Annotated in this window: 20 protein-coding genes; 15 read left to right on the top strand and 5 right to left on the bottom strand. The window is 70.4% G+C overall.

Annotated features, from left to right (window positions below; genetic code table 11):
- Positions 1 to 9: 9 nt before the first annotated feature.
- The gene (locus DS837_RS13440; protein ID WP_149165217.1) at positions 10 to 1,014 is read right to left on the bottom strand and encodes an MBL fold metallo-hydrolase; all 1,005 of its coding nucleotides are present in this window, start codon (positions 1,012 to 1,014) and stop codon (positions 10 to 12) included.
- A gap of 196 nt (positions 1,015 to 1,210) precedes the next feature.
- The gene (locus DS837_RS13435; protein ID WP_149165216.1) at positions 1,211 to 1,813 is read right to left on the bottom strand and encodes a HupE/UreJ family protein; all 603 of its coding nucleotides are present in this window, start codon (positions 1,811 to 1,813) and stop codon (positions 1,211 to 1,213) included.
- 236 nt (positions 1,814 to 2,049) lie between these two features.
- On the opposite strand from DS837_RS13435, the gene DS837_RS13425 reads away from it, so the two are divergent.
- The 11 genes from DS837_RS13425 to DS837_RS13375 all read left to right on the top strand — a co-directional run bounded on the left by DS837_RS13425 (position 2,050) and on the right by DS837_RS13375 (position 12,273).
- A complete protein-coding gene (locus DS837_RS13425; protein ID WP_149165214.1) occupies positions 2,050 to 2,322 on the top strand; it encodes a HypC/HybG/HupF family hydrogenase formation chaperone in 273 nt (90 codons plus the stop codon).
- Positions 2,319 to 3,023: a [NiFe]-hydrogenase assembly chaperone HybE gene (gene hybE / locus DS837_RS13420; protein ID WP_149165213.1), complete on the top strand. Its 705-nt coding sequence runs from the start codon at positions 2,319 to 2,321 to the stop codon at positions 3,021 to 3,023. The genes DS837_RS13425 and hybE overlap by 4 nt, the downstream gene beginning before the upstream one ends.
- Positions 3,020 to 4,195: a nickel-dependent hydrogenase large subunit gene (locus DS837_RS13415; RefSeq protein ID WP_149165212.1), complete on the top strand. Its 1,176-nt coding sequence runs from the start codon at positions 3,020 to 3,022 to the stop codon at positions 4,193 to 4,195. Before hybE ends, DS837_RS13415 begins: the two co-directional genes overlap by 4 nt.
- A gap of 3 nt (positions 4,196 to 4,198) precedes the next feature.
- Positions 4,199 to 4,540, top strand: a complete 342-nt coding sequence (hypA, locus tag DS837_RS13410) for a hydrogenase maturation nickel metallochaperone HypA (protein WP_149165211.1) — start codon at positions 4,199 to 4,201, stop codon at positions 4,538 to 4,540.
- A complete protein-coding gene (hypB, locus tag DS837_RS13405) occupies positions 4,540 to 5,463 on the top strand; it encodes a hydrogenase nickel incorporation protein HypB (protein WP_149165210.1) in 924 nt (307 codons plus the stop codon). The genes hypA and hypB overlap by 1 nt, the downstream gene beginning before the upstream one ends.
- Complete coding sequence (locus tag DS837_RS13400; protein WP_149165209.1) at positions 5,460 to 6,071, top strand: LysE family translocator; 612 nt, start codon at positions 5,460 to 5,462, stop codon at positions 6,069 to 6,071. Before hypB ends, DS837_RS13400 begins: the two co-directional genes overlap by 4 nt.
- Positions 6,068 to 8,332 carry a carbamoyltransferase HypF gene (hypF, locus tag DS837_RS13395; RefSeq protein ID WP_149165208.1) on the top strand — a complete coding sequence of 755 codons (2,265 nt, stop codon included), beginning with the start codon at positions 6,068 to 6,070 and terminating at the stop codon, positions 8,330 to 8,332. The genes DS837_RS13400 and hypF overlap by 4 nt, the downstream gene beginning before the upstream one ends.
- The gene (locus DS837_RS13390; protein ID WP_149165207.1) at positions 8,305 to 8,535 is read left to right on the top strand and encodes a HypC/HybG/HupF family hydrogenase formation chaperone; all 231 of its coding nucleotides are present in this window, start codon (positions 8,305 to 8,307) and stop codon (positions 8,533 to 8,535) included. Before hypF ends, DS837_RS13390 begins: the two co-directional genes overlap by 28 nt.
- Before the next feature lie 28 nt (positions 8,536 to 8,563).
- Entirely contained in the window at positions 8,564 to 9,610 is a 1,047-nt protein-coding gene (gene hypE, locus DS837_RS13385; protein ID WP_149165206.1) for a hydrogenase expression/formation protein HypE, read from the top strand.
- Positions 9,611 to 9,784: 174 nt separating this feature from the next.
- Entirely contained in the window at positions 9,785 to 10,507 is a 723-nt protein-coding gene (locus tag DS837_RS13380) for a sugar transferase (RefSeq protein ID WP_149165205.1), read from the top strand.
- Between the two features lie 317 nt (positions 10,508 to 10,824).
- Entirely contained in the window at positions 10,825 to 12,273 is a 1,449-nt protein-coding gene (locus tag DS837_RS13375) for a S41 family peptidase (protein ID WP_149165204.1), read from the top strand.
- Positions 12,274 to 12,464: 191 nt separating this feature from the next.
- Here DS837_RS13375 and DS837_RS13370 read toward each other — a convergent pair whose 3' ends face one another.
- Complete coding sequence (locus DS837_RS13370) at positions 12,465 to 13,061, bottom strand: cold-shock protein (protein ID WP_149165203.1); 597 nt, start codon at positions 13,059 to 13,061, stop codon at positions 12,465 to 12,467.
- Positions 13,062 to 13,303: 242 nt separating this feature from the next.
- Positions 13,304 to 13,801: a YchJ family protein gene (locus DS837_RS13365; protein WP_149165202.1), complete on the bottom strand. Its 498-nt coding sequence runs from the start codon at positions 13,799 to 13,801 to the stop codon at positions 13,304 to 13,306.
- A 165-nt stretch (positions 13,802 to 13,966) separates the two neighbouring features.
- Between DS837_RS13365 and DS837_RS13360 the strand changes: the two genes are divergently transcribed.
- The 4 genes from DS837_RS13360 to DS837_RS13345 all read left to right on the top strand — a co-directional run bounded on the left by DS837_RS13360 (position 13,967) and on the right by DS837_RS13345 (position 17,107).
- Positions 13,967 to 14,743: a cyclic nucleotide-binding domain-containing protein gene (locus DS837_RS13360; RefSeq protein ID WP_247889917.1), complete on the top strand. Its 777-nt coding sequence runs from the start codon at positions 13,967 to 13,969 to the stop codon at positions 14,741 to 14,743.
- Positions 14,740 to 15,414: a ribonuclease HII gene (locus tag DS837_RS13355; protein WP_149165201.1), complete on the top strand. Its 675-nt coding sequence runs from the start codon at positions 14,740 to 14,742 to the stop codon at positions 15,412 to 15,414. The genes DS837_RS13360 and DS837_RS13355 overlap by 4 nt, the downstream gene beginning before the upstream one ends.
- Positions 15,415 to 15,504: 90 nt before the next feature.
- Entirely contained in the window at positions 15,505 to 16,590 is a 1,086-nt protein-coding gene (locus tag DS837_RS13350; RefSeq protein WP_149165200.1) for a site-specific DNA-methyltransferase, read from the top strand.
- A 133-nt stretch (positions 16,591 to 16,723) separates the two neighbouring features.
- Positions 16,724 to 17,107, top strand: coding sequence for a dihydroneopterin aldolase (locus DS837_RS13345; RefSeq protein WP_247889916.1), 384 nt, complete (start codon positions 16,724 to 16,726; stop codon positions 17,105 to 17,107).
- A gap of 4 nt (positions 17,108 to 17,111) precedes the next feature.
- Here the strand turns inward: DS837_RS13345 and DS837_RS13340 are convergent, their stop codons facing one another.
- Positions 17,112 to 19,607 (bottom strand): sensor histidine kinase, encoded by a 2,496-nt coding sequence (locus tag DS837_RS13340; protein WP_149165198.1) that lies wholly within the window; start codon positions 19,605 to 19,607, stop codon positions 17,112 to 17,114.
- Between the last annotated feature and the right edge of the window lie 65 nt (positions 19,608 to 19,672).

Here is a 19,672-nt window from a genome sequence, read left to right as displayed (position 1 = left end):
GATCGATCCTCAGCGGTCGGCGCGGATCGGGCCGAACTCCACCGGGACCCAGGCGTAGCCCTTGCCTTCGGTGCGGACATGGCCGATGCCGGGGAAGGGCAGATGGGCGCCGGCCACCCACAGCTTCTGCGCTGCGGCGTCGGCGAAGATCTTCTTGCGGGAAGCGACGGCCTGCGCCTTGTCGGCGTCGAACTCGATGACGACCTCCGGGCGGGCGAACTGCACGGAATGGCTGTGCACGATGTCGCCCCACATCAGGATGCTGCGCTCCCCCGACGTGAACAGGTAACCGCTGTGCCCCGGCGTGTGGCCGTAGGCCGCCACCGATTCAACGCCGGGAACCAGGCTGTCGCCGGGCTGGTAGGGCTTCAGCTTGCCCGCCGCCGCGTAGGGCGCCACCGCCGCACGGGCCATGGCGAAGAAGGGCTGGCTGTCGGCCGGGGCCTTGGCCGCCACCTCCTCGTTCAGCCAGAAGTCGGCGTCGGCCTTGGCGACATGGACCGTGGCGTTGGGGAACAGCATGGCGCCGTCCGGACGCAGCAGGCCGTTGGCATGGTCCGGGTGCAGGTGGGTCAGCAGAACCGTATCGACCTGTTCCGGGTTGTAGCCGGCGGCGCGGATGTTGTCGGCGATGAAGCCCAGCGCCGGGCCGAAGGCCTTGGCCGTCCCGGTGTCCACCAGGACGAGATTCGTGCCGGTGTGCACCAGATAGGCGTTCACCGCCGTCTGGACGCCCGGCGTGTCGGCCAGGAACATCCGGGCGAGCAGGCCCTGGATGTCGTCGGCGCTGGCGCCGCTGAGGATCTTGCGGTCGAGGTCGATGAAGCCGTCATACAGCGCGGTGACCTCGAAGTCGCCGATGGCCATCCGGTAGAAGCCCGGCGCCTGGGTCCGCTGCTGGCCCGGAACCTCCGCGAGGGCCGGCACGGCAGGAGCCAGCACGGCACCGGCGGGAAGTGCGACGGCCAGGGCGAGCAGGGCGTTGCGCAGGGAGGCGAAGGTCGGCGGTGTCATCGGCGTGGTTCCCCTTCAGGACGGTCGGCGCCCAGCATGGCCGTCCTGGACCCGCCGGGGAAGAGTGCTGCGCGCACGTCGCCAAACACCTGGATTCCTTACCGGAATCCACAAAGATCTGGACAAGGAAAAGGCCCGGCGGAGCGCTCCGCCGAGCCTTCGATGCCGAATCGGGTGTCCTGGGAGGCGTCCCGGATCAGCCCAGCGCGAGCAGCGCCACGCCGGCCAGACCGACCACCGCACCCGTGCCGCGCAGAGCCAGGGCGCCCTTGCGGCCTTCCACCAGACGGCGCAGCGACAGGGCGGCACCGATGCCGGCACCGTGCAGCAGCGCGGTCGACAGGGCAAAGCCCAGGCCGTAGAGCAGCGGCTGCGCCGCCTCCGGCATCTCGGCGCCATGGGCATGGCCGTGGAACACGGCGAACAGGGCGACCACACCGGCGGAGGCCAGCAGCGGCAGGCGGGACTGCAGGGCGATCAGGGCGCCCAGGGCGACCACGGACAGGACGATGCCAAGCTCCACCTGCGGCAGGTCGATGCCGGCCACCCCCAGCAGGCCGCCGCCGATCATCGCGCCGACGAAGGCCACCGGCAGCGCCCACAGGGCCTTGCCGCCGCGCTGCGCGGCCCACAGGCCGACGGCGACCATCGCCAGCAGGTGGTCCCAGCCGCCGACCGGGTGCATGAACCCATGGACGAACCCGGCATCGTGGGCGCCGAAGGTGTGGGCGAGCGCCGCGTTGGGCAGCGCGGCCAGGGCCGCCGCCGCGGTGACCGACGCGAGAGCGAAACGTTTCATCCGTGAAAACCCCTGCTGTATCGTTGAGCGGCGCACGACCGACCCCTACCCCATCGCGCGCGAAGCGGTCGCCACTTTAGCAGAACCGTTCCGATTGGAAATGGCGGAGCGCCATGAAATTACGTCGGACCGCATGTTTGACGCACATCAATGTGCGGATTCAACCCCCGGTCAAGATGCCGCAGTCGAACTGACATCATCCTGACGAGTTGGCTTCCCCGCGTGAGGGCGCGCGCATGTGTCTCGGCATTCCGATGCAGGTCCTGGAGACCGACGGCTTCACCGCGCGCTGCGCCGGCCGGGGCGAGGAACGGCGCGTCAACGTCATGCTGATCGACGAGGTCCCGGAAGGCGGCTGGGTCCTCGTCCATCTCGACCGCGCCGTCCGCCCGCTGGAAGTCGAAGAGGTGGAGTCGCTGAACCGCGCGCTGGACGCCATCCTGCTGGCGGCGAAGGGGGAGAACGTGGACCACCTGTTCGCCGACCTCATGGAAAAGGCAACCGCATGACCCCCGGCGGCCCCGAGGCGGGCTTCGCCGCCGACGCGCGCCCCGCCTGCGCTGCCTGCGGCGCCGTCTACGACCCCACGGCGGGCGATCCGGGGCGGGAGGTGCCGCCGGGAACGCCCTTCGGCGGTCTGCCCGACTATTGGCGCTGCCCGGGTTGCGGCGGCCCGCAGCATGGCTTCACCGTTTCGGCGCCGTCGGGCGCCGATCCCATGGACTTGCGGGTTGCCGCCCTGACCGCCAGCTACCGCCTGATCGCGGAGCGCGACATGGCCGGCGTTCCCATTTGCAACGCCGCCCTGGCGGTCGAGGCGCTGGGCTTCCGCCCCCATGGGCCGGGCTGGGTCGGCTGCGTCATCGCCCCCTGGTTCCTGAACGCCGTGCTGATCCCGCGCGATGCCGCCTTGTGGGCGGATCGGCGCGACGGCGACAAGGTGGAGATCGCCCTGCCCTCCGGTGCCTACCGCTTCACCGCGGCGCGGGTGGGGGTCCTGGGAACGCTGGCGGTGATCCCGCTCGCCTCGGCCATGAATGTGTTCACCGATCAGGAGGACGCCCGCGCCGCCGCCGTTCTGGCGCTCGACCATCTGATGCGGGAGCCGCAGCAACCGGCGCCACAGACCGAACCGCCGCCGGCAAGCGATGGGGAGGCGGCGAAGCCCGCCCTGTCCCGCCGCTCCCTGTTCGGACGAGCGCGCCGATGAGCGTGGCGGGCGCCGGGCTGGAAGGCAGCGTGTCGGTGCGACTGGAGACCGCCGCCGGGCGGGTGCGCACCATCGCGGTGCAGGTCCGCCGTCCCGCCGCCGCCCGCGCCCTGTGCGGACGCACGCCCGACGAGGCGATGCGCCTCGTGCCGCTGCTCTTCAGCCTGTGCGGCACCGCCCAGTCGCTGGCCGCGCTTGAGGCTTTTGAGGATGCGCTCGGTCTCGACGCCCACCCGCACACCACCGCCCGCGCCCTGCTGGCCGAGGCGGAAGCCGCGACGAACCACGCCTGGCAAGTTCTGATGGACTGGCCGGCGCGGCTCGGTGAAGCGCCGCAGCCCAAGGAGTTGGCGGGCCTGCGCGCCGCGGCCGCGGCGATCCATCCCGCGCTCTACCCGGCCCGTGATGGTCTGCGTCCCGGCGGCGGCTCCCTGCGGCCCGACCGCGCCGCCCTGACCGCCGCCATCGCGGCCCTGCGCAAGGGGGTGGAGCGCGCCGTCTTCGCCGCCCCGGCTCCCACCGACGTGGCGGCGTTGGAGCGCTGGGCCGAGGCGGGCGGAACCGGTGCGGCCCGGTTGATGCGCCGCGTCCTGGCACCGGGCATGGCGGGCTTCGGCGCCTGCGGCGTGGCGGCGCTGGAGCCGCATCCGGCGGGCTGGTTCGGCGAGCGGCTGTCCGTCGACGCGGTGTTCTCCGAGCGTCCCCGGCAGGACGGTGCCCCGGCCCACACCGGGCCGCTGGCCCGCCGGACCGCGCATCCGCTGGTCGCCGCGTTGCTGGCCCGGCACGGCTCCGGTCTCGCCGCTCATGCCGCCGCCCGGCTGGTGGAGCTGGCGGGACTGGCGGAGCGCTTGGCATCGTGGGTGGAGCGCTTGAACGACGCCGAGCCGGTCCCCGATGCCGAAGCCGACGCCACTCTGCTCGGTACGGGAAGCGGCGTCGTGGAGACGGCCCGCGGGCGGCTTGCCCACTGGCTGCGGCTTGAGGACGGTCGCATCGCCGATTATCGCATCGCAGCGCCGACCGAATGGAACTTCGCCGCGGACGGGCCGCTGGCCCGGGGCTTGGCCGATGCTTCGGCCGACGCGGGTCTGGCCGAGCGTGCCGGCCTGTTGGTGGCCGCACTCGATCCCTGCGTGGCCTCCGCCATCACGATTCAGGACGAGGACTGACCCATGCACGAGCTGGCGCTCAGCCAAGGCATCATCGACGTGATCCGCGATCAGGCCGCGGCCCAAGGCTTCACGACGGTGAAGACGGTGCGGCTGGTCATCGGCACCCTGTCCCACGTCGAACCGCAGGCCATCGCCTTCGGCTTCGACGCGGTCAGCCGCGGCACCATCGCGGAAGGCGCCGTCCTGGACATCGAACGCCCGTCGGGTCAGGCCTTCTGCCTGTCCTGCGAGAAGCCGGTCCCGCTGCCCGAGCGGTCGGCCCCCTGCCCCGAATGCGGCGGCCACCAGCTGATGGTGACCGGTGGCGAGGAAATGCGCGTCAAGGAACTGGAGGTGGAGTGATGTGCACGGTCTGCGGCTGCGCCGAAGGCGAAACCAAAATCGAAGCCGGCCACGCGCACGGCCATCACCACCACCATGGTCACGACCATCATCATGATCACCATGGCCACAGCCACGAGCATGTCGGTCCGGACGGCAAGGTCTACCGGCACACGCACGGCGACGACCATGGCCATGATCATGGGCACGACCATGGGACCATCGACCTCGGCCGCGGCCCGGCGGGGACGGAGGTGCCGGGCATGTCGCAGACCCGACTGGTCGCCATCGAACAGGACATCCTCGCCAAGAACGACAGCTTCGCCGCGGTGAACCGCCAGCTGTTCGCGGCGAAGGGCGTGTTCGTGCTGAACCTGATGTCCAGCCCCGGTTCGGGCAAGACGACCCTGCTGACCCGCACGCTGACCGACCTGAAGGGGAACTTCCCGATGGCGGTGATCGAAGGCGACCAGCAGACCTCCTTCGACGCCGACCGCATCCGCGCCACCGGCACGCCGGCCATCCAGGTCAACACCGGCAAGGGCTGTCACCTCGACGCCCAGATGGTCACCCAGGCTGTGGGGCGCCTGCCGGTGGAGGTGGGCAGTATCCTGTTCATCGAGAATGTCGGCAACCTCGTCTGCCCGGCCGGCTTCGACCTCGGCGAGGCGCACAAGGTCGTCGTGCTCTCTGTGACGGAGGGGGAGGACAAGCCGCTGAAATACCCGGCGATGTTCGCCGGCGCCGACCTGTTGCTGGTCAACAAGATCGATCTGCTGCCGCATTTGACCTTCGACGTGGCGCGCATGATCGCCTACGCCCGCCAGTTGAAGCCGAACCTGCGCGTGATCGAGGTTTCCGCGACCACCGGGAAAGGGCTTGAGGATTGGTACGGCTGGATCGCGGAGGGGCTTGCGAAGGCGGTGGCGGGACGCGGCGCATGAGGCCCGCCGATTTCCTCCTGATGGCCGGGGCCTGCCTGTATTTCATGGCCACCCCCGGTCCGGGCATCTTCGCCGTGGTCGCCCGTTCCCTCGCCCTGGGATGGCGGCGCAATCTGGGCTTCCTCGCCGGGATGGTGGTGGGCGACCTCGTGCTGCTGGCGCTCGCCCTCGGCGGGCTGGCCGCCGTCGCCCACGCCTTCGAGGAGCTGTTCACCCTGCTGCGCTTCGCCGCCGCCAGCTATCTGATCTGGCTGGGCATCCGCACGTGGCGCGCGCCCGTCACCCTCGGTGGAGACCTGCCGGAGGCCGAGGGTGCGCAGTTGCGAGGTTTCGCCAGCGGGCTGGCCCTGACCCTCTCCAACCCGAAGACCATCCTGTTCTACATGGCCTTTCTCCCGGCCTTCGTGGACCTTACCCGCGTCTCGGCCACCGACGCCGTGCTGATGGCCGCGATCGTGGTGGGCGTGTTAAGCGCCGTCCTGCTGACCTACGCCATGGCGGCGTCGCGCGCCCGTCACCTGTTCCGCAGCGAGCGGGCCATGAAGGCACTCAACCAGGGCGCCGGCACGTTGATGATCGGCGCGGGCGTGGCGGTCGCAGCGCGGTGAAACGGCTGCGCGTCCGGGTCCGTGGGCAGGTGCAGGGGGTCGGCTTCCGGCCCTTCCTGCATGGGCTGGCGCACCGCCTCGCCCTGACCGGCTGGGTGCTGAACGACGGGGCCGGGGTGCTGGCGGAGGTGCAGGGCGAGGCTCTGGAGCGCTTTCTGGCGGCGTTCGCGAAGGACGCCCCGCCGCTGGCGCGGATCGACGCGGTCGAAGCGGAAGATTGCCCCATCCGCCCCGACGAGGCGGGTTTCGCCATCCTTGCGTCGCAGCACGGCGCGGTAACCACCGGGATCGCCCCCGACGCCGCCGTCTGCCCGGCCTGTCTGGCCGAGCTGTTCGACCCGGCGGACCGGCGCTACCGCTACCCGTTCCTCAACTGCACCCATTGCGGGCCGCGCTTCACCATCACGCGCGCCCTGCCCTACGACCGGCCGCAGACCGCCATGGCGGGCTTTCCCCTCTGCCCGGACTGCGCCGCCGAATACGCCGACCCCGCCGACCGCCGCTTCCACGCCCAGCCGACCGCCTGCCCAGCCTGCGGCCCGCGCCTGTCCCATTCCATCGAGGAGGTGCTGGCCGCGCTGCGCGGCGGACGGATCGTCGCGATCAAGGGGCTGGGCGGCTTCCACCTCGCCTGCAACGCGTTCGACGCGGCGGCGGTGGAACGGTTGCGCGCGCGCAAGCAGCGCAACGGCAAGCCCTTCGCCCTGATGGTCGCCAACGCCGTGTCCGCAGAGCGGTTCGTGGAGGTGGGAACGGCGGAGCGGACGTTGCTGGAGGGGATGGCGCGGCCGGTGGTGCTGGTGCGGCGGCGGGACGGTGCCTCCCTTCCCGACGCCATCGCCCCTGGTCTTGCCTGGTTGGGCGTCATGCTGCCCTACACGCCCATTCAATATCTGCTGTTCCACGAGGCCGCCGGACGCCCGGACGGCACGGCGTGGCTGGAGCGGCCGCAGGATCTCGCGCTGGTCATGACCTCCGCCAACCCCGGCGGGGAGCCGCTCGCCATCGGCAACGACGAGGCCCGGCAACGACTGCATGGCATCGCAGACCTGATCGTCGACCACGACCGAGACATCCTGATCCGCGCCGACGATAGCGTGATGCGGGTGTTGGCAAGCGCGCCGGCGTTCCTGCGGCGGGGGCGCGGTCATGCGCCGGTGCCCATCCGCCTGCCGCGCTCCGGACCGTCGGTGCTGGCGGTCGGCGGGCACCTGAAGGCCACCGTTTGCCTGACCCGCGGCAACGAAGCCTTCCTCAGCCAGCACATCGGCGACCTCGACAACGCCGCGACCCTGGAATTCCTGGAGGAGAGCGCCGCCCATCTGCGCCGCATCCTGGCGGTGGAGCCGGTGGCCGTCGCCCACGACCTGCACCCCGACTTCCAGAGCACCCGCTTCGCCGAATCGCTCGGCCTGCCGACGCTGCCGGTGCAGCACCACCACGCCCACATCGCGGCGGTGCTGGCCGAACACGGCGTGAACGGTCCGGCGCTGGGGCTGGCGCTGGACGGGTTCGGGCTGGGGACGGACGGCGGGTCCTGGGGCGGGGAAATGCTGCTGCTGGACGGCACCGGCTTCACGCGCCTCGGCCATCTGGCGCCGCTGGCCCAGCCGGGCGGCGATGTCGCGGCGCGCCAGCCCTGGCGCATGGCGGCGGCGGCGCTGGCCCGCATGGGGCGCGGCGCGGAGATCGTCGGGCGCTTCGCCGCCTGCGGCCCGGCGGACGGCGTGCGGCGGATGATCGAGGGCGGCATCAACGCGCCGCCCACCAGCTCCTGCGGGCGCTGGTTCGACGCCGCCTGCGGCCTGTTGGGCGTGCGCTCCGTCGCCGGCTTCGAGGGCGAGGCGCCGATGGCCCTGGAATCGCTGGTCCGCAGCCCCACGGTGCTGGAGGGCGGCTGGCGGATCGACGGCGGCGTGCTGGACCTCACCTTCCTGCTGGAGAGTTTGTTGCAGATCAATGCGCAGGAGGGGGCCGACCGGTTCCATGGCACCCTGGCCGCGGCGCTGGTCGCTTGGGCCATGCCGGAACTGGCGGCGCGCGGCCTCGACCGCATCGCCCTGTCCGGCGGCTGCCTGATGAACGCCGTGCTGGCGCAGGGGCTGAGCACCGGCTTCGCGGCGCGCGGGGTCACCGCGCTGCTGCCGCGCCAGGCACCGGCCAACGACGGCGGGCTCAGCCTGGGACAGGCCTGGATCGCCATGCAGAGTTTGCTTGAGGAAGGACCGCCCCCATGTGCCTCGCCGTCCCCGCCCGCGTGATCGAGCTTCTGGAGGACGACCGCGCCACCGTCAGTCTGGGCGGGGTGAAGGTCGTCTGCTCCCTGGCGCTGGTCGAAGGGGTGGCGGTGGGCGACTACGTCATCGTGCATGTCGGCTACGCCCTGTCCAAGCTCGACCCGGAGGAGGCGGAGCGCACGCTCGCCCTGCTCGCCGAAACCGGCACTCTGACTCCCGCCGCCTGATCCGCCGCCTGACTGTGTGGACCCCGCCATGACCGACCGCCGCCTCTTCACCCGCAAGCTCGACCTCGCCCGCGGCGCCGTGGACATGAGCCACGGATCGGGCGGCAAGGCCATGGCCCAGCTGGTGCGGGAGCTGTTCGCCGCCGCCTTCGCCAACCCGCTGCTCGACCAGGGCAACGACCAGGCGGCCTTCGATCCGCCCGCCGGGCGGATGGTGGTGACGACCGACGGCTTCGTCGTCTCGCCCCTGTTCTTTCCCGGCGGTGACATCGGCTCGCTGGCCGTGCACGGCACGGTGAACGACGTCGCCATGGCCGGGGCGGTGCCGCTCTATCTGACCGCCGGCTTCATTCTGGAGGAAGGCTTCCCGCTGGCCGACCTGAAGCGGCTGGTGGACAGCATCGCCCACGCCGCGCGCGAGGCCGGCGTATCCATCGTGACCGGCGACACCAAGGTGGTGGAGCGCGGCAAGGGCGACGGCGTCTTCATCACCACCACCGGCATCGGCGTGGTGCCACCCGGCGTCGCCCCGTCCGGCGAGCGGGCGCGGCCCGGCGACGCGATTCTGGTCAGCGGCACCATGGGCGACCACGGCGTCGCCATCATGTCCACCCGCGAGAATCTCAGCTTCGAGACGGACGTCCGGTCGGACAGCGCGGCGCTGCACGGGCTGGTTGCCGGCATGGTCGCGGCGGTGCCGGACGTGCATGTCCTGCGCGACCCGACTCGCGGCGGTCTGGCGACGACGCTGAACGAGATCGCCCACCAGTCGGGAGTCGGCATGCTGCTGCGCGAGGCCGACATCCCGCTGAAGGCGGAGGTCGCGGCCGCCTGCGAACTGCTCGGGCTCGACCCGCTCTACGTCGCCAACGAAGGCAAGCTGATCGCCATCTGCACAGCCGAGGACGCCGAGCGCCTTCTGGCGGCCATGCGCGCCCATCCGCTGGGGGGCGATGCGGCCATCATCGGCACGGTGGTCGAGGATTCGCACCGCTTCGTGCAGATGCAAACGCGCTTCGGCGGCAAGCGCATTGTGGATTGGCTGTCCGGCGAGCAGCTTCCCCGCATCTGCTGAGCCTCCGCTTGCGCCGAAAGGGGCACCCCCTCGGCTTCGCTCGCACCGCCCGGCGTACCGCAATGGAACTGCGGCGGATCGGCCCAGCCGGGGGACCCCGGACGCGCCTCACGCGTTGCCTCCCCCGGAAGGCGGTCGTGTTTCCGCCAGCCGAATTGTGAGTACGGGGGATCGATGGGTATTCCGCAGTCCATCCAGTTGGGTGCTGCACCGCTGGAACCGGCGACGCTCGCCGGCACGGCGTCCGCCGCGGAGCTGGTCGCGCGTCTGCCGACCACGGCACCGCTGCACCGCAACCGGGTGAAACGGGCCTTCGACCTCGTGGGGGCGGTCGGGCTGATCCTGTTCTTCGGACCGCTGATGCTGATCGTCGGGCTTCTCATCACACTGGACGGCGGCCCCGCGGTGTTCGGCCACCGGCGCATCGGAACGGAGGGCCGGGACTTCACCTGCTGGAAGTTCCGCTCCATGGTCGTCAACGCGCCGGAGGTCTTCGAGAGGCTGATCGAATCCGACGCGGAGGCCCGCGCCGAGTGGGAGGCCACGCGCAAGCTGCGCAACGATCCCCGCATCACCTGGATCGGCCGCTTCCTGCGCCGCACCAGCCTGGACGAGCTGCCGCAGCTCTTCAACGTCCTGACCGGCGACATGAGTCTGGTCGGCCCGCGCCCCATCGTGCAGGAGGAGGTGGAGCGCTATCACGTCTGCTTCCCCTTCTACATGCGGTGCCGCCCCGGACTGACCGGGCTGTGGCAGGTCAGCGGCCGCAACGACGTGGATTATGGCCGGCGAGTCCAGCTCGACACCGCCTATCTGCTGGGGTGGAGCCTGTGGGGCGACATCCGCATCCTGCTGCGCACGGTCGGCGTGATGCTCAGCGGAAAAGGTGCCTATTAAGGCGTAGAATCCCCGCGCCAGCGCTCTCCCCCGCCCGGAGAGTGGCGGCGTGAAGGGTGGAGACATATATCCTATCCTGCGCGAGGCGACGGGTCCCGCGGCATCAGGGGGCAGGATTTGAGATTGCCCGGTCAACGTGCTAGGTTGCGGATGGACGACCGGCGGAGCCGGCCGGAAGGCCATGTTCCGCCGTACGAAAGCACATACGCACCGGCCTCGGGCGTCCGGCAGGCGAAACCCCTGGTACAATAAGGCTTGCAGTCGCGTTGATGGCTTTGATTCCGCCGGCCGGGCCGGTCAGTCAAGAGGGGCGCAGGATGGCGAAACTGCTGGCGGCGCTGTTGCTGCTGATGGTGGCGATGGGACCCGCCTGTGCGGTCGTGCCCGCCTCCCGCGCCGACACCAGCATCGCGCTGGACCATTACCGGCAGGAGTTCGCGAAGGCCAAGGGGACCTCCACCCTCCCCTCCCCGGCGGACCGCAACTACCTCCTCTTCTCCGACGTCCTGCGCCGCGTGCTGGCCGAGCATGTGAAGCCGGGCACGCCGCAGGTTCTGGTCGAAAAGGCCGTTGCCGGCCTCCAGAAGAAGAAGAAGGAGGAGCCGGGGGCGACCGACCGGGTGCTGACCGAGGCGGCGCTGGACGCGATGCTGACCTCCCTCGACCCCTACTCGGCCTTCCTCGATTCGGAGCATTTCCGCTACATGCGGGAGCAGACCCAGGGCGAGTTCGGCGGGCTGGGCATCGAGGTGACGATGGACGAGGACAGCGGCCTGATCCGCGTCGTGTCCCCGATCGACGGCTCCCCCGCCGCCCGCGCCGGGCTGCGCACCGGCGACCTGATCGCCCGGATCGACGAGGCGCAGGTCAAGGGCATGAATCTGCGCGACGCGGTGGCGCGCATGCGCGGCCCGGTCGGCACCTCCGTCGCCCTGACCATGCGGCGCAACGGCGCTGGCGGTGGAAACAGCGCTCCCGACGCGCCGTTCCGCGTGTCGCTGACCCGCGCCATCGTGAAGATCCAGCCCGTGCGCTACCGGCTGGAGGGCGACGTCGCCTACATCCGCATCGCCGCCTTCAACCAGCAGACCTCCCACGCGCTCGACGATGCGGTGGAGGAGATGCGCCGGCAGGCCCATGGCCGGCTGGCCGGCGCTGTGCTGGACCTGCGCAACAACCCCGGCGGCCTGCTCGACCAGGCGGTGAACGTCGCCGACCGCTTCCTGGAGGCGGTGGACATCGTGTCGGTGCGCGGTCGCGACCCGGACGAGAACCGCCGCTACACCGGCACGCCGGGGGACCTGCTGGCCGGGCTGCCCATCGTCCTGCTGATCAACAGCGGGTCGGCCTCGGCGTCGGAGATCGTGGCGGGCGCCCTTCAGGACCACAGCCGGGCGCTGCTGTTCGGCACGCGCAGCTATGGCAAGGGCTCGGTGCAGACCATCTCGTCGCTGTCCGGCGACATCGGCATCCGCCTGACCACCGCGCGCTACTTCCGCCCGTCCGGCGGACTGGTCGACTGCTTCGGCGTGTCGCCGAACCTGGAGATCAAGCCGGCCAACGACAACAGCGAGGAAACCCACCCCGACCCGGCGACCTGCGACCCGCACGCCACCCCGCCCCCGCTGCCGCGCGCCTGGCGGATCGAGGACCTGTGCCCGGACGTGGCCGCCGCCCCGTCGAAGCCGGACGCCGACCGCCCGCTGGACTGCGCCGTCGCCGCCATCCGCACCCGCCTGATGGGCACGCTGATCGGGCGGCCGTAACAAGCCGCACCCCCAAGAGGTGAAACAAAAAAGCCCGCCGTTCCATTGGAACGGCGGGCTTTTTCTTTGTGCCCCGCGCACCGTCTCGGACCCAATGGGCGGATCGTGACGGTGATGGGAATGGTGCTGCTTCCGCGACCGGGCGTGTGGGGATGGGTCCGCCCCGCCCCCTCACACCCGGCTGTTCGACGTCAGACCACTTCGACGCGCTGCGCTTCCGGACCCTTGACGCCCTGGCGGACGGTCACCCGCACCTGCTCGCCATCGGCAAGCACGTCCAGGCCCGAACGCTCCAGAGCGCGGATGTGAACGAAGATGTCCTTGCCACCGGTGGACGGGGCGATGAAGCCGAAGCCCTTGGACACGTTGAACCACTTCACGGTGCCGTCGACCGTCTCCTCGGCGCCGCCGGCGCCGCCGCCGTAGCTGCCGCCACCGCCATAGCTGCTGCCGCCGCCGTAGCCGCCGCCGTAGCTGTCGCCGCGCGGAGCGCGCGCCGCCGGGCGCGGGGACTCGCTGGCGGTCGAGGTGTCGACGTCATGGATCGTGGCGACCTGCGGGCCCTTCGGGCCGCGGGACAGGTCACAGGTGATGGTGGCACCCTCGGGCAGGCTGTCGTGTCCGCAGAACTGCAGAACCGTGGAATGCAGGAAGGCATCCGGCGAGCCGTCTTCGGGCGTGACGAAGCCGAAGCCCTTGGTCGCGTTGAACCACTTGACGGTGGCGCGGATGTTGCGCTGGGTGATCTCGGGAGCGCGGAAGCTGTTGCGCTGCGGACGGTCGAACATACGTGGTCTCATCTGTCGTGATAGGCCATGCCCCAACCGGCGGAACATGGCCCCCCGAAGATGATCCGTTCCGCCGCGCTTTTCAATTGAGATCGCGCGCGCCGGAAAGAAAGATTCGGCAAAAACACGGCCGAGGGCCGCCCGGCGGTGTCCGGGCGACCAAAAATATCGCAATTGCTGCGAGATTCGGCGGATTGTCGGTCAAGACCGGCCCGTCAAGACCGCCCCTCTCGACTGGGCTGTCAGGCGGCTCCGCAGCACTTCTTGTATTTCTTGCCGCTGCCGCAGGGGCAGGGATCGTTCCGCCCGACCTTGGGGCCGCTGCGCGGGCGGGCGCCCAAGGTGCCGTCCACATAGAACCAGCGGCCGTCCCGCTTGGTGAAGCGGCTGGTCTCGTGGTGCTTCTGCTGCTTGCCGTTCATGGTGAAGTGGGCGACGAACTCGACCACGCCGTCCTCGTCCTCCGCCCCGCCAGCTTCGGTGGCGCGGACTTCGAGGCCGGTCCACTGACTGTTGGCGGCCCAGGTCTCGATCTCCTTGCGGTCGAAGTCCTCGCGGGTCTCCGGCAGCAGCGTCTCCTGCAGATAGTCGATCTTCCCGCAGGCGAACGCCGAGTAACGCGACCGCATCAGCGCTTCGGCGGTCGGCGCCGGCGCACTGCCGTCCAGATAGGGGCCGCAGCAGGCGTCCAGCGGCTTGCCGGAACGGCAGGGGCATTCGGTGGTGGCGGTGGTGGTCATGACTTCCGGCCTCTCGATTTGAGGGCGCCATGCATAGCGCAGCCGGCGGCCTCCGCCAAGCATCACCGGAAATTCGCCTGAACCGGACCGGCATTCGCGCTAACCTGTGCGGAACATGAACCTGTGCAGAACATGGGCGGCAGGCCCGGACCGATGGAACCGGCGATGACCAGACGCGGACCCGACCTTCCCACGCGGCGCATCGCCGCGGACACCGTGCTGATCCGCCAGGGCGAGGCCGGGGACTGCGCGTGGCTGATCCAGTCGGGCGAGTTGGAGGTTCTGCTGGACGGCCCGGACGGCCCCCGCCGCCTGGGCACCGTCGGCGCCAACGCCATCGTCGGGGAGATGGCGCTGCTCGACGACGGGCTGCGCAGCGCCACGGTGCGCGCCCTGACCGCCGTCGAAACGGTGGAACTGTCCCGCGACACCTTCCGCGCACTGCGCGGGCGCTGCCCGCCGCTGGCCTCCTACCTGCTGGAAAGCCTCGTCGCCGCGATCCGCCGCAGCTATGGCCTGTCCCAGCCCGAGCGGCAGGAGGGCGGCGCCGCGATCCGCTCCTCCGATTCCTTCGCCACGGTGGCCGACCGCCGCATGTTCCGCCGCGGCCACAGCTTCTTCCGCCAGGGGGACGCCGGAACGGCGGCCTATCTGATCCAGTCCGGCTCGGTCGGCGTGCAGCGCGACGGCACCGACCTCGGCGTGCTGGGACCGGGGCGGATCTTCGGGGAACTGGCCCTCCTCGCCAACCGCCCCCGCGCCGCGACCGTCGTTGCGCTGGAGGCCACGGTCTGCGAAATCATCCGCAAGGACCAGTTCGCCAAGGCCATCGAGACGATGCCGCCCATCCTGCGCTCGCTGACGCGCATCTACATCGAGCAACTGTCCGGCGGACGGCTCCTGCCCCACCACGCCGAACCCGCAAGAACCGACTCGCCATGACGTCCAAGACCACCGCCAAAGCCGTCCGCGTCAAAGCTCCCCGCCCGCAACCCGATCTGTCCTTCGAAACCGCGCTGGGCCAGGGCCGGCTGGTCTGCGGCATCGACGAGGTGGGGCGCGGCCCGCTCGCCGGCCCCGTGGTCACCGCCGCCGTGGTGCTGCCGGCGGGCGGCCTGCCCGACGCGCTGGCCCGCGCCATCAACGACAGCAAGGCGCTGAGCCTGCGCGCCCGCGAGGCGCTGGAGCCGGAGATCCGCGCCCACGCCCTGGCCGTCGCTCTGGCCGAGGCGTCCGCGGCGGAGATCGATGACCTCAACATCCACAAGGCCACACTGCTGGCCATGAAGCGTGCCTACGAGGCGCTGCCCGGCGAGCCGCCCGCCGTCGCGCTGATCGACGGGAAGTTCAAGCCGGACCTGTCCTGCCTGATGGAGGCCATCGTCAAGGGCGACGGGCGCAGCCAGTCGATCGCCGCGGCTTCCATCGTCGCCAAGGTGGCGCGCGACCGCGAGATGATGCGGCTGGCGGAGCTTCACCCCGAATACGGCTGGGACCGCAACGCCGGCTACCCGACGCCGGAGCATCTGGAGGCGCTGCGCCGCCACGGCGTCACGTCCCACCACCGAGTCACTTTTGCACCAGTCCGCGCCCAAATCGAACGGGCCGGCTGACCGCCGCGATTCCGGGGCAAGAAATCAGTTGACGGCGACTCGGCGGCGAATCATTGTCCCAACGACTGATTCGCTGTTTTGGTTTCGTCAATGCTCCCCCTGAACAAAATTCTCGTGGGCGATTGCATCGCCCTCATGAATGAAATGCCGGCTGAATCGGTGGACCTTGTCTTTGCCGATCCGCCTTATAACCTCCAATTGGGGGGCGAACTCTTGCGCCCGAACCACTCCCGTGTTGACGGAGTGGAGGAGGACTGGGACAAGTTCGAGGATTTCGAGACCTACGACCGCTTCACGCGGGACTGGCTCGCCGCGGCCCGCCGCATCCTGAAACCCGAGGGATCGTTGTGGGTGATCGGCAGCTACCACAACATCTTCCGTGTCGGCGCCACGCTGCAGAATCTGGGCTTCTGGATTCTGAACGACATCGTGTGGCGCAAGACCAACCCGATGCCGAACTTCCGCGGCACGCGCTTCGCCAACGCGCATGAGACCATGATCTGGGCCTCGCGCGAGAAGGACGCCCGCTACCGCTTCAACTACGACGCCATGAAGGCGCTGAACGACGATCTGCAGATGCGCAGCGACTGGCTGCTGCCGATCTGCAACGGCGCGGAGCGCCTGCGCGACGAGGACGGCCGCAAGGCCCACCCGACGCAGAAGCCGGAATCGCTTCTCTACCGCGTCATCCTGTCCTCCTCCCGCCCTGGCGACACGGTGCTCGATCCCTTCTTCGGCACCGGCACCACGGGTGCCGTGGCGAAGCGGCTCGGCCGAAACTGGATCGGGCTGGAGCGCGACGCGACCTACGCCAAGGCGGCGACCGCCCGCATCGAGGCGGTGGAGGAGGCCCCCGACGCCGCCGTTCTCGACACGCCGCCAAAGCGGTCCGCCCCGCGCATCCCCTTCGGCTGGGTGGTGGAGCGCGGCCTGCTGCGCCCCGGCACGTCGCTGTTCGACCTGCGCCGCCGGGTGGTCGCCCGCGTGCGCGCCGACGGCACGCTGATCGGGGCCGGCCCGCGTGGCGAGCATCGCGGCTCCATCCATCAGGTGGGGGCCGCCATGGCCGGTCTGCCGGCCTGCAACGGCTGGACCTTCTGGCACTATGAGGACGGCGGTGACCTGCGCCCCATCGACGTGCTGCGCGAGCGCATCCGCTCCGAAGCCTCCGCCTGATTCCCGGCGCCGGACCTGACGCGGGGCGGCCGCTCACGCCGCCCCGTTCGCGCAAGTTCAGCATTGGAGCCCTTCATCGAGCGCCGCCCGCATGCCTTGGCAGGACGGGGACGGCGTGATAGGCGTGTGCGCCATGAACAAGCTCTTCGCCACCGTCACCGCTCCGGCGCCCCGCTCGGCCCCGGCGGCGCTTTCCACCCGTTGCTTCGTGCGCGATCTGGTCATGGATGCGCTGATCGGCGTCTATGCCCACGAACGGATCAAGCCGCAGCGCATCCGCCTGAGCCTCGACCTGGAGATCGCCGCCCCCGGCGTCACCGGCGAAGACATGGCGGCGGTGGTGAAGGGGCTGGTCAGCCAGGGCCACGTCACCCTGATCGAAACGCTGGCCGAACGGATCGCCGAGCGCTGCCTGTCCGACGAGCGGATCGCCAGCGTCAAGGTGCGGGTGGAGAAGCTGGACGTGTTCCCGGACGCCGCCAGCGTCGGCGTCGAGATCGAGCGCGCCCGGAGCTGACCCGTCAGGCGGGCTCCTTCTGCACCGCCGCGACGCGGCCGGCGGTGACGGCGGGCGGCGCCATGGGCGACGCGGTCAGCGGCAGGTGGATGGTGAAGCGGCAGCCGGCCCCCGGCCGCGACGCCACGGCGACGCGCCCGCCGAGCGTTCCGGTGACGATGTTGTAGACGATGTGCAGGCCGAGCCCGCTGCCGCCTTCGGCGCGGCGCGTGGTGAAGAAGGGCTCGAAAATGCGCTCGATCTGGTCCGGCGGAATGCCGCGGCCGTCGTCGACGACGTCCAGCACGACGCTCGCCGCGCCGGCGGAGGACGGACCGTCGGCGCGCACGGCGATGGCGATGGTCCCCGGTACGTCGGGCCGGAAGGCGTGCAGCAGCGCGTTGATGACGAGATTCGACACGACCTGCGACAGGGCGCCGGGATAGCTGTCCATGATCAGCCCGTCCGGACAGTCCAGCGTCACCCGATGCCCGGTGCCTTTCAGCTGCGGGGCTAGGCTGCCGAGCACGCCGTCCAGATAGCCGCGCAGTTCGAAGGGCCGCTGCGTCTCCGACGTCTGGTCCACGGCGACCTGCTTGAAGCTCTGCACCAGCGTGCAGGCGCGCTCCAGATTGCCCAGGATGATGGAGGCTCCCTCCTCGATCCGGTCCACGAACTCCTCCAGGTCACGGCGGCGCAGTTGCCCATCCGCCAAGCCGGCCTTGAACTGCCGCGCCTGTTCGGCAAGATGGCTGGCGGCGGTCACGCCGATTCCCATGGGCGTGTTGATCTCGTGCGCCACTCCGGCCACCAGCGCCCCCAGCGACGCCAGCTTCTCCGCCTGGACGAGGCTCCTTTGGACCCGCCGGAGGTCATGCAGCGCGCGCTCCGCCTCCTCCTTTGCGGCGACCAGCGCCTTTTCGGCGTACTTGCGCGCGGAGATGTCATGAAGAGCCACGAACAGCGATTCCACACCGTCGTGATCCATCGCCATCGCCGACAACACACCCCAGAAGGGTCGGCCCTCCGCGGTTCTCAGCCGCGTCTCGACGTCCGGCCGCCGGCCACGGAGGAACATGCCGTCGGCGATTCCCTCCCAATCGGCCGAAGCCTCCAGGAAATCCGGCACCGCAAGCTCCAGCAGGGCGGAGCCGGTGGTTTCCAGAAGCTCCGCAGCGGGAGCATTGGCGAACAGGATGCGCCCGTCGCTGCGCCGCGCGATGACGATGGGAAAGGGCGAGGATTGCAGGATGGCACTCAGCCGCGCTTCACTCGCCTGCAAAGCCTCGGTTTGCCGGTGCAGCGCGGTCATCATTTCGGCGAACCGCTCCACCGCCGCATCGATGCGGTCGAACTCCTCCAGCGAGGCCGGCGGCAGAGCAATCACCCGCGGGTTTCGTTGCAAAGCGTGCAACGTATCGCTGAGGCGCATTACCGGTGCTATCACATGGCGGCGCAGCAGCGCCGTCACGAGGCCCAGCAGCAGGATCGCTGCAGCGATCCCGGCCACCCCGGTCCACAAGCCGCGCCAGCCGTCCGCGACGATGCGGTCGGTCATCAGCAAGGTGGTCACGGCGGCGTCGCTGGACAGACTGTCGGCCAGCGTCTTCAGTTGGCGATAGGCGAGATCGCCGTCCTGCCGAACCTGGGCCAGCACGGAAAGACGCCCGCGTTGCAGGTCGATCACCGCGTGCGCCGCCGTGAACCGGTCCAGAAGGACGGCGAGCCGGTTGGGCTGAGCCGCCGGCCCGGTCCTCATGCTGGAGAGACTGTCCAGCAGGGCTTGCTGGTTGCGCAGCAGCCCGATGACCTCGCTGTCCACCAGCGCCAGCCGCTCCGCCGTTTCGCTGGCTGCCGCCTGCCCGTAGAGGCGGCGCAGATGGTACAGGTTGCTGAGGAAGGCATAGTCCTGGACCGCCTTGTCCGGCTCGGCCAGCAGCGCGGTGGCACCGGCCAGCGCGTCGTCCGCCCCGGCGATCTGCTCGCGGATGCTGGCGGACAGCGCGTCGATCAGGTCGGCGCGATGGTTGCTGCGCCGCACGGCGTCCAGAGCGCGGTCGAGCTTGTCCCGGACCTCCTCGTCGACCACCAGGGCGAACCGGCCGGCCAGCGCCTCCACCTCGTCCAGGGCGGCAGCGCGGCGGGCGCGGTCGCGGCTGTTCAGGATCACCTCGGCGAGCCGGCTCAGCTCGGCGGCGGTCAGAGCGTCGCGGTGCTGTGCGCCGGCGCGCGGCATGGTGACGTCGCGCGCCTCCTCCGCAATGCCGACGATGCCGATGAAGGCCGAACCGACCACCGCCGTCAGCACCCCCAGCACCAGGACGACGACGGCGGCGAGCATCATCGCCACAGCCTGCAGACGGAGCTTTCCCCTGGAGCGATTGGCCGCTGCAGCCGTCTGGGCGTCGGGAAGGGGAGCCGCATCATGGGCGATGGCTTTCCCGGTGACAGCCGTGCCCGACGCCGCCACGATGTCCGCTACCGCGATGTCGCCCGAATCCACCGGCCTATGATCGTTCATATCACCGTTCCAGAGCACCATTCCGGACGCGACGCACGCCAAAAAACATCCCAGGGGAGTTTTTT

It is taken from the genome of Azospirillum brasilense (genome assembly GCF_008365405.1).
Taxonomy (GTDB): domain Bacteria; phylum Pseudomonadota; class Alphaproteobacteria; order Azospirillales; family Azospirillaceae; genus Azospirillum; species Azospirillum brasilense_D.
Note: the sequence above shows the minus strand (reverse complement) of the source record. Positions and strands in the feature narration are given on the sequence as shown.

Coding starts and splice junctions, on each gene's coding strand:
- DS837_RS13375 (WP_149165204.1), top strand. CDS start 10,825: ATGGCGAAACTGCTGGCGGCGCTGTTGCTGCTGATGGTGGCGATGGGA.
- DS837_RS13435 (WP_149165216.1), bottom strand. CDS start 1,813: ATGAAACGTTTCGCTCTCGCGTCGGTCACCGCGGCGGCGGCCCTGGCC.
- DS837_RS13360 (WP_247889917.1), top strand. CDS start 13,967: ATGACCAGACGCGGACCCGACCTTCCCACGCGGCGCATCGCCGCGGAC.
- DS837_RS13425 (WP_149165214.1), top strand. CDS start 2,050: ATGTGTCTCGGCATTCCGATGCAGGTCCTGGAGACCGACGGCTTCACC.
- DS837_RS13370 (WP_149165203.1), bottom strand. CDS start 13,061: ATGTTCGACCGTCCGCAGCGCAACAGCTTCCGCGCTCCCGAGATCACC.
- DS837_RS13345 (WP_247889916.1), top strand. CDS start 16,724: ATGAACAAGCTCTTCGCCACCGTCACCGCTCCGGCGCCCCGCTCGGCC.
- DS837_RS13440 (WP_149165217.1), bottom strand. CDS start 1,014: ATGACACCGCCGACCTTCGCCTCCCTGCGCAACGCCCTGCTCGCCCTG.
- DS837_RS13400 (WP_149165209.1), top strand. CDS start 5,460: ATGAGGCCCGCCGATTTCCTCCTGATGGCCGGGGCCTGCCTGTATTTC.
- DS837_RS13415 (WP_149165212.1), top strand. CDS start 3,020: ATGAGCGTGGCGGGCGCCGGGCTGGAAGGCAGCGTGTCGGTGCGACTG.
- DS837_RS13390 (WP_149165207.1), top strand. CDS start 8,305: ATGTGCCTCGCCGTCCCCGCCCGCGTGATCGAGCTTCTGGAGGACGAC.
- DS837_RS13380 (WP_149165205.1), top strand. CDS start 9,785: ATGGGTATTCCGCAGTCCATCCAGTTGGGTGCTGCACCGCTGGAACCG.
- DS837_RS13365 (WP_149165202.1), bottom strand. CDS start 13,801: ATGACCACCACCGCCACCACCGAATGCCCCTGCCGTTCCGGCAAGCCG.
- DS837_RS13340 (WP_149165198.1), bottom strand. CDS start 19,607: ATGAACGATCATAGGCCGGTGGATTCGGGCGACATCGCGGTAGCGGAC.
- DS837_RS13355 (WP_149165201.1), top strand. CDS start 14,740: ATGACGTCCAAGACCACCGCCAAAGCCGTCCGCGTCAAAGCTCCCCGC.
- hybE (WP_149165213.1), top strand. CDS start 2,319: ATGACCCCCGGCGGCCCCGAGGCGGGCTTCGCCGCCGACGCGCGCCCC.
- hypB (WP_149165210.1), top strand. CDS start 4,540: ATGTGCACGGTCTGCGGCTGCGCCGAAGGCGAAACCAAAATCGAAGCC.
- hypE (WP_149165206.1), top strand. CDS start 8,564: ATGACCGACCGCCGCCTCTTCACCCGCAAGCTCGACCTCGCCCGCGGC.
- hypA (WP_149165211.1), top strand. CDS start 4,199: ATGCACGAGCTGGCGCTCAGCCAAGGCATCATCGACGTGATCCGCGAT.
- DS837_RS13350 (WP_149165200.1), top strand. CDS start 15,505: ATGCTCCCCCTGAACAAAATTCTCGTGGGCGATTGCATCGCCCTCATG.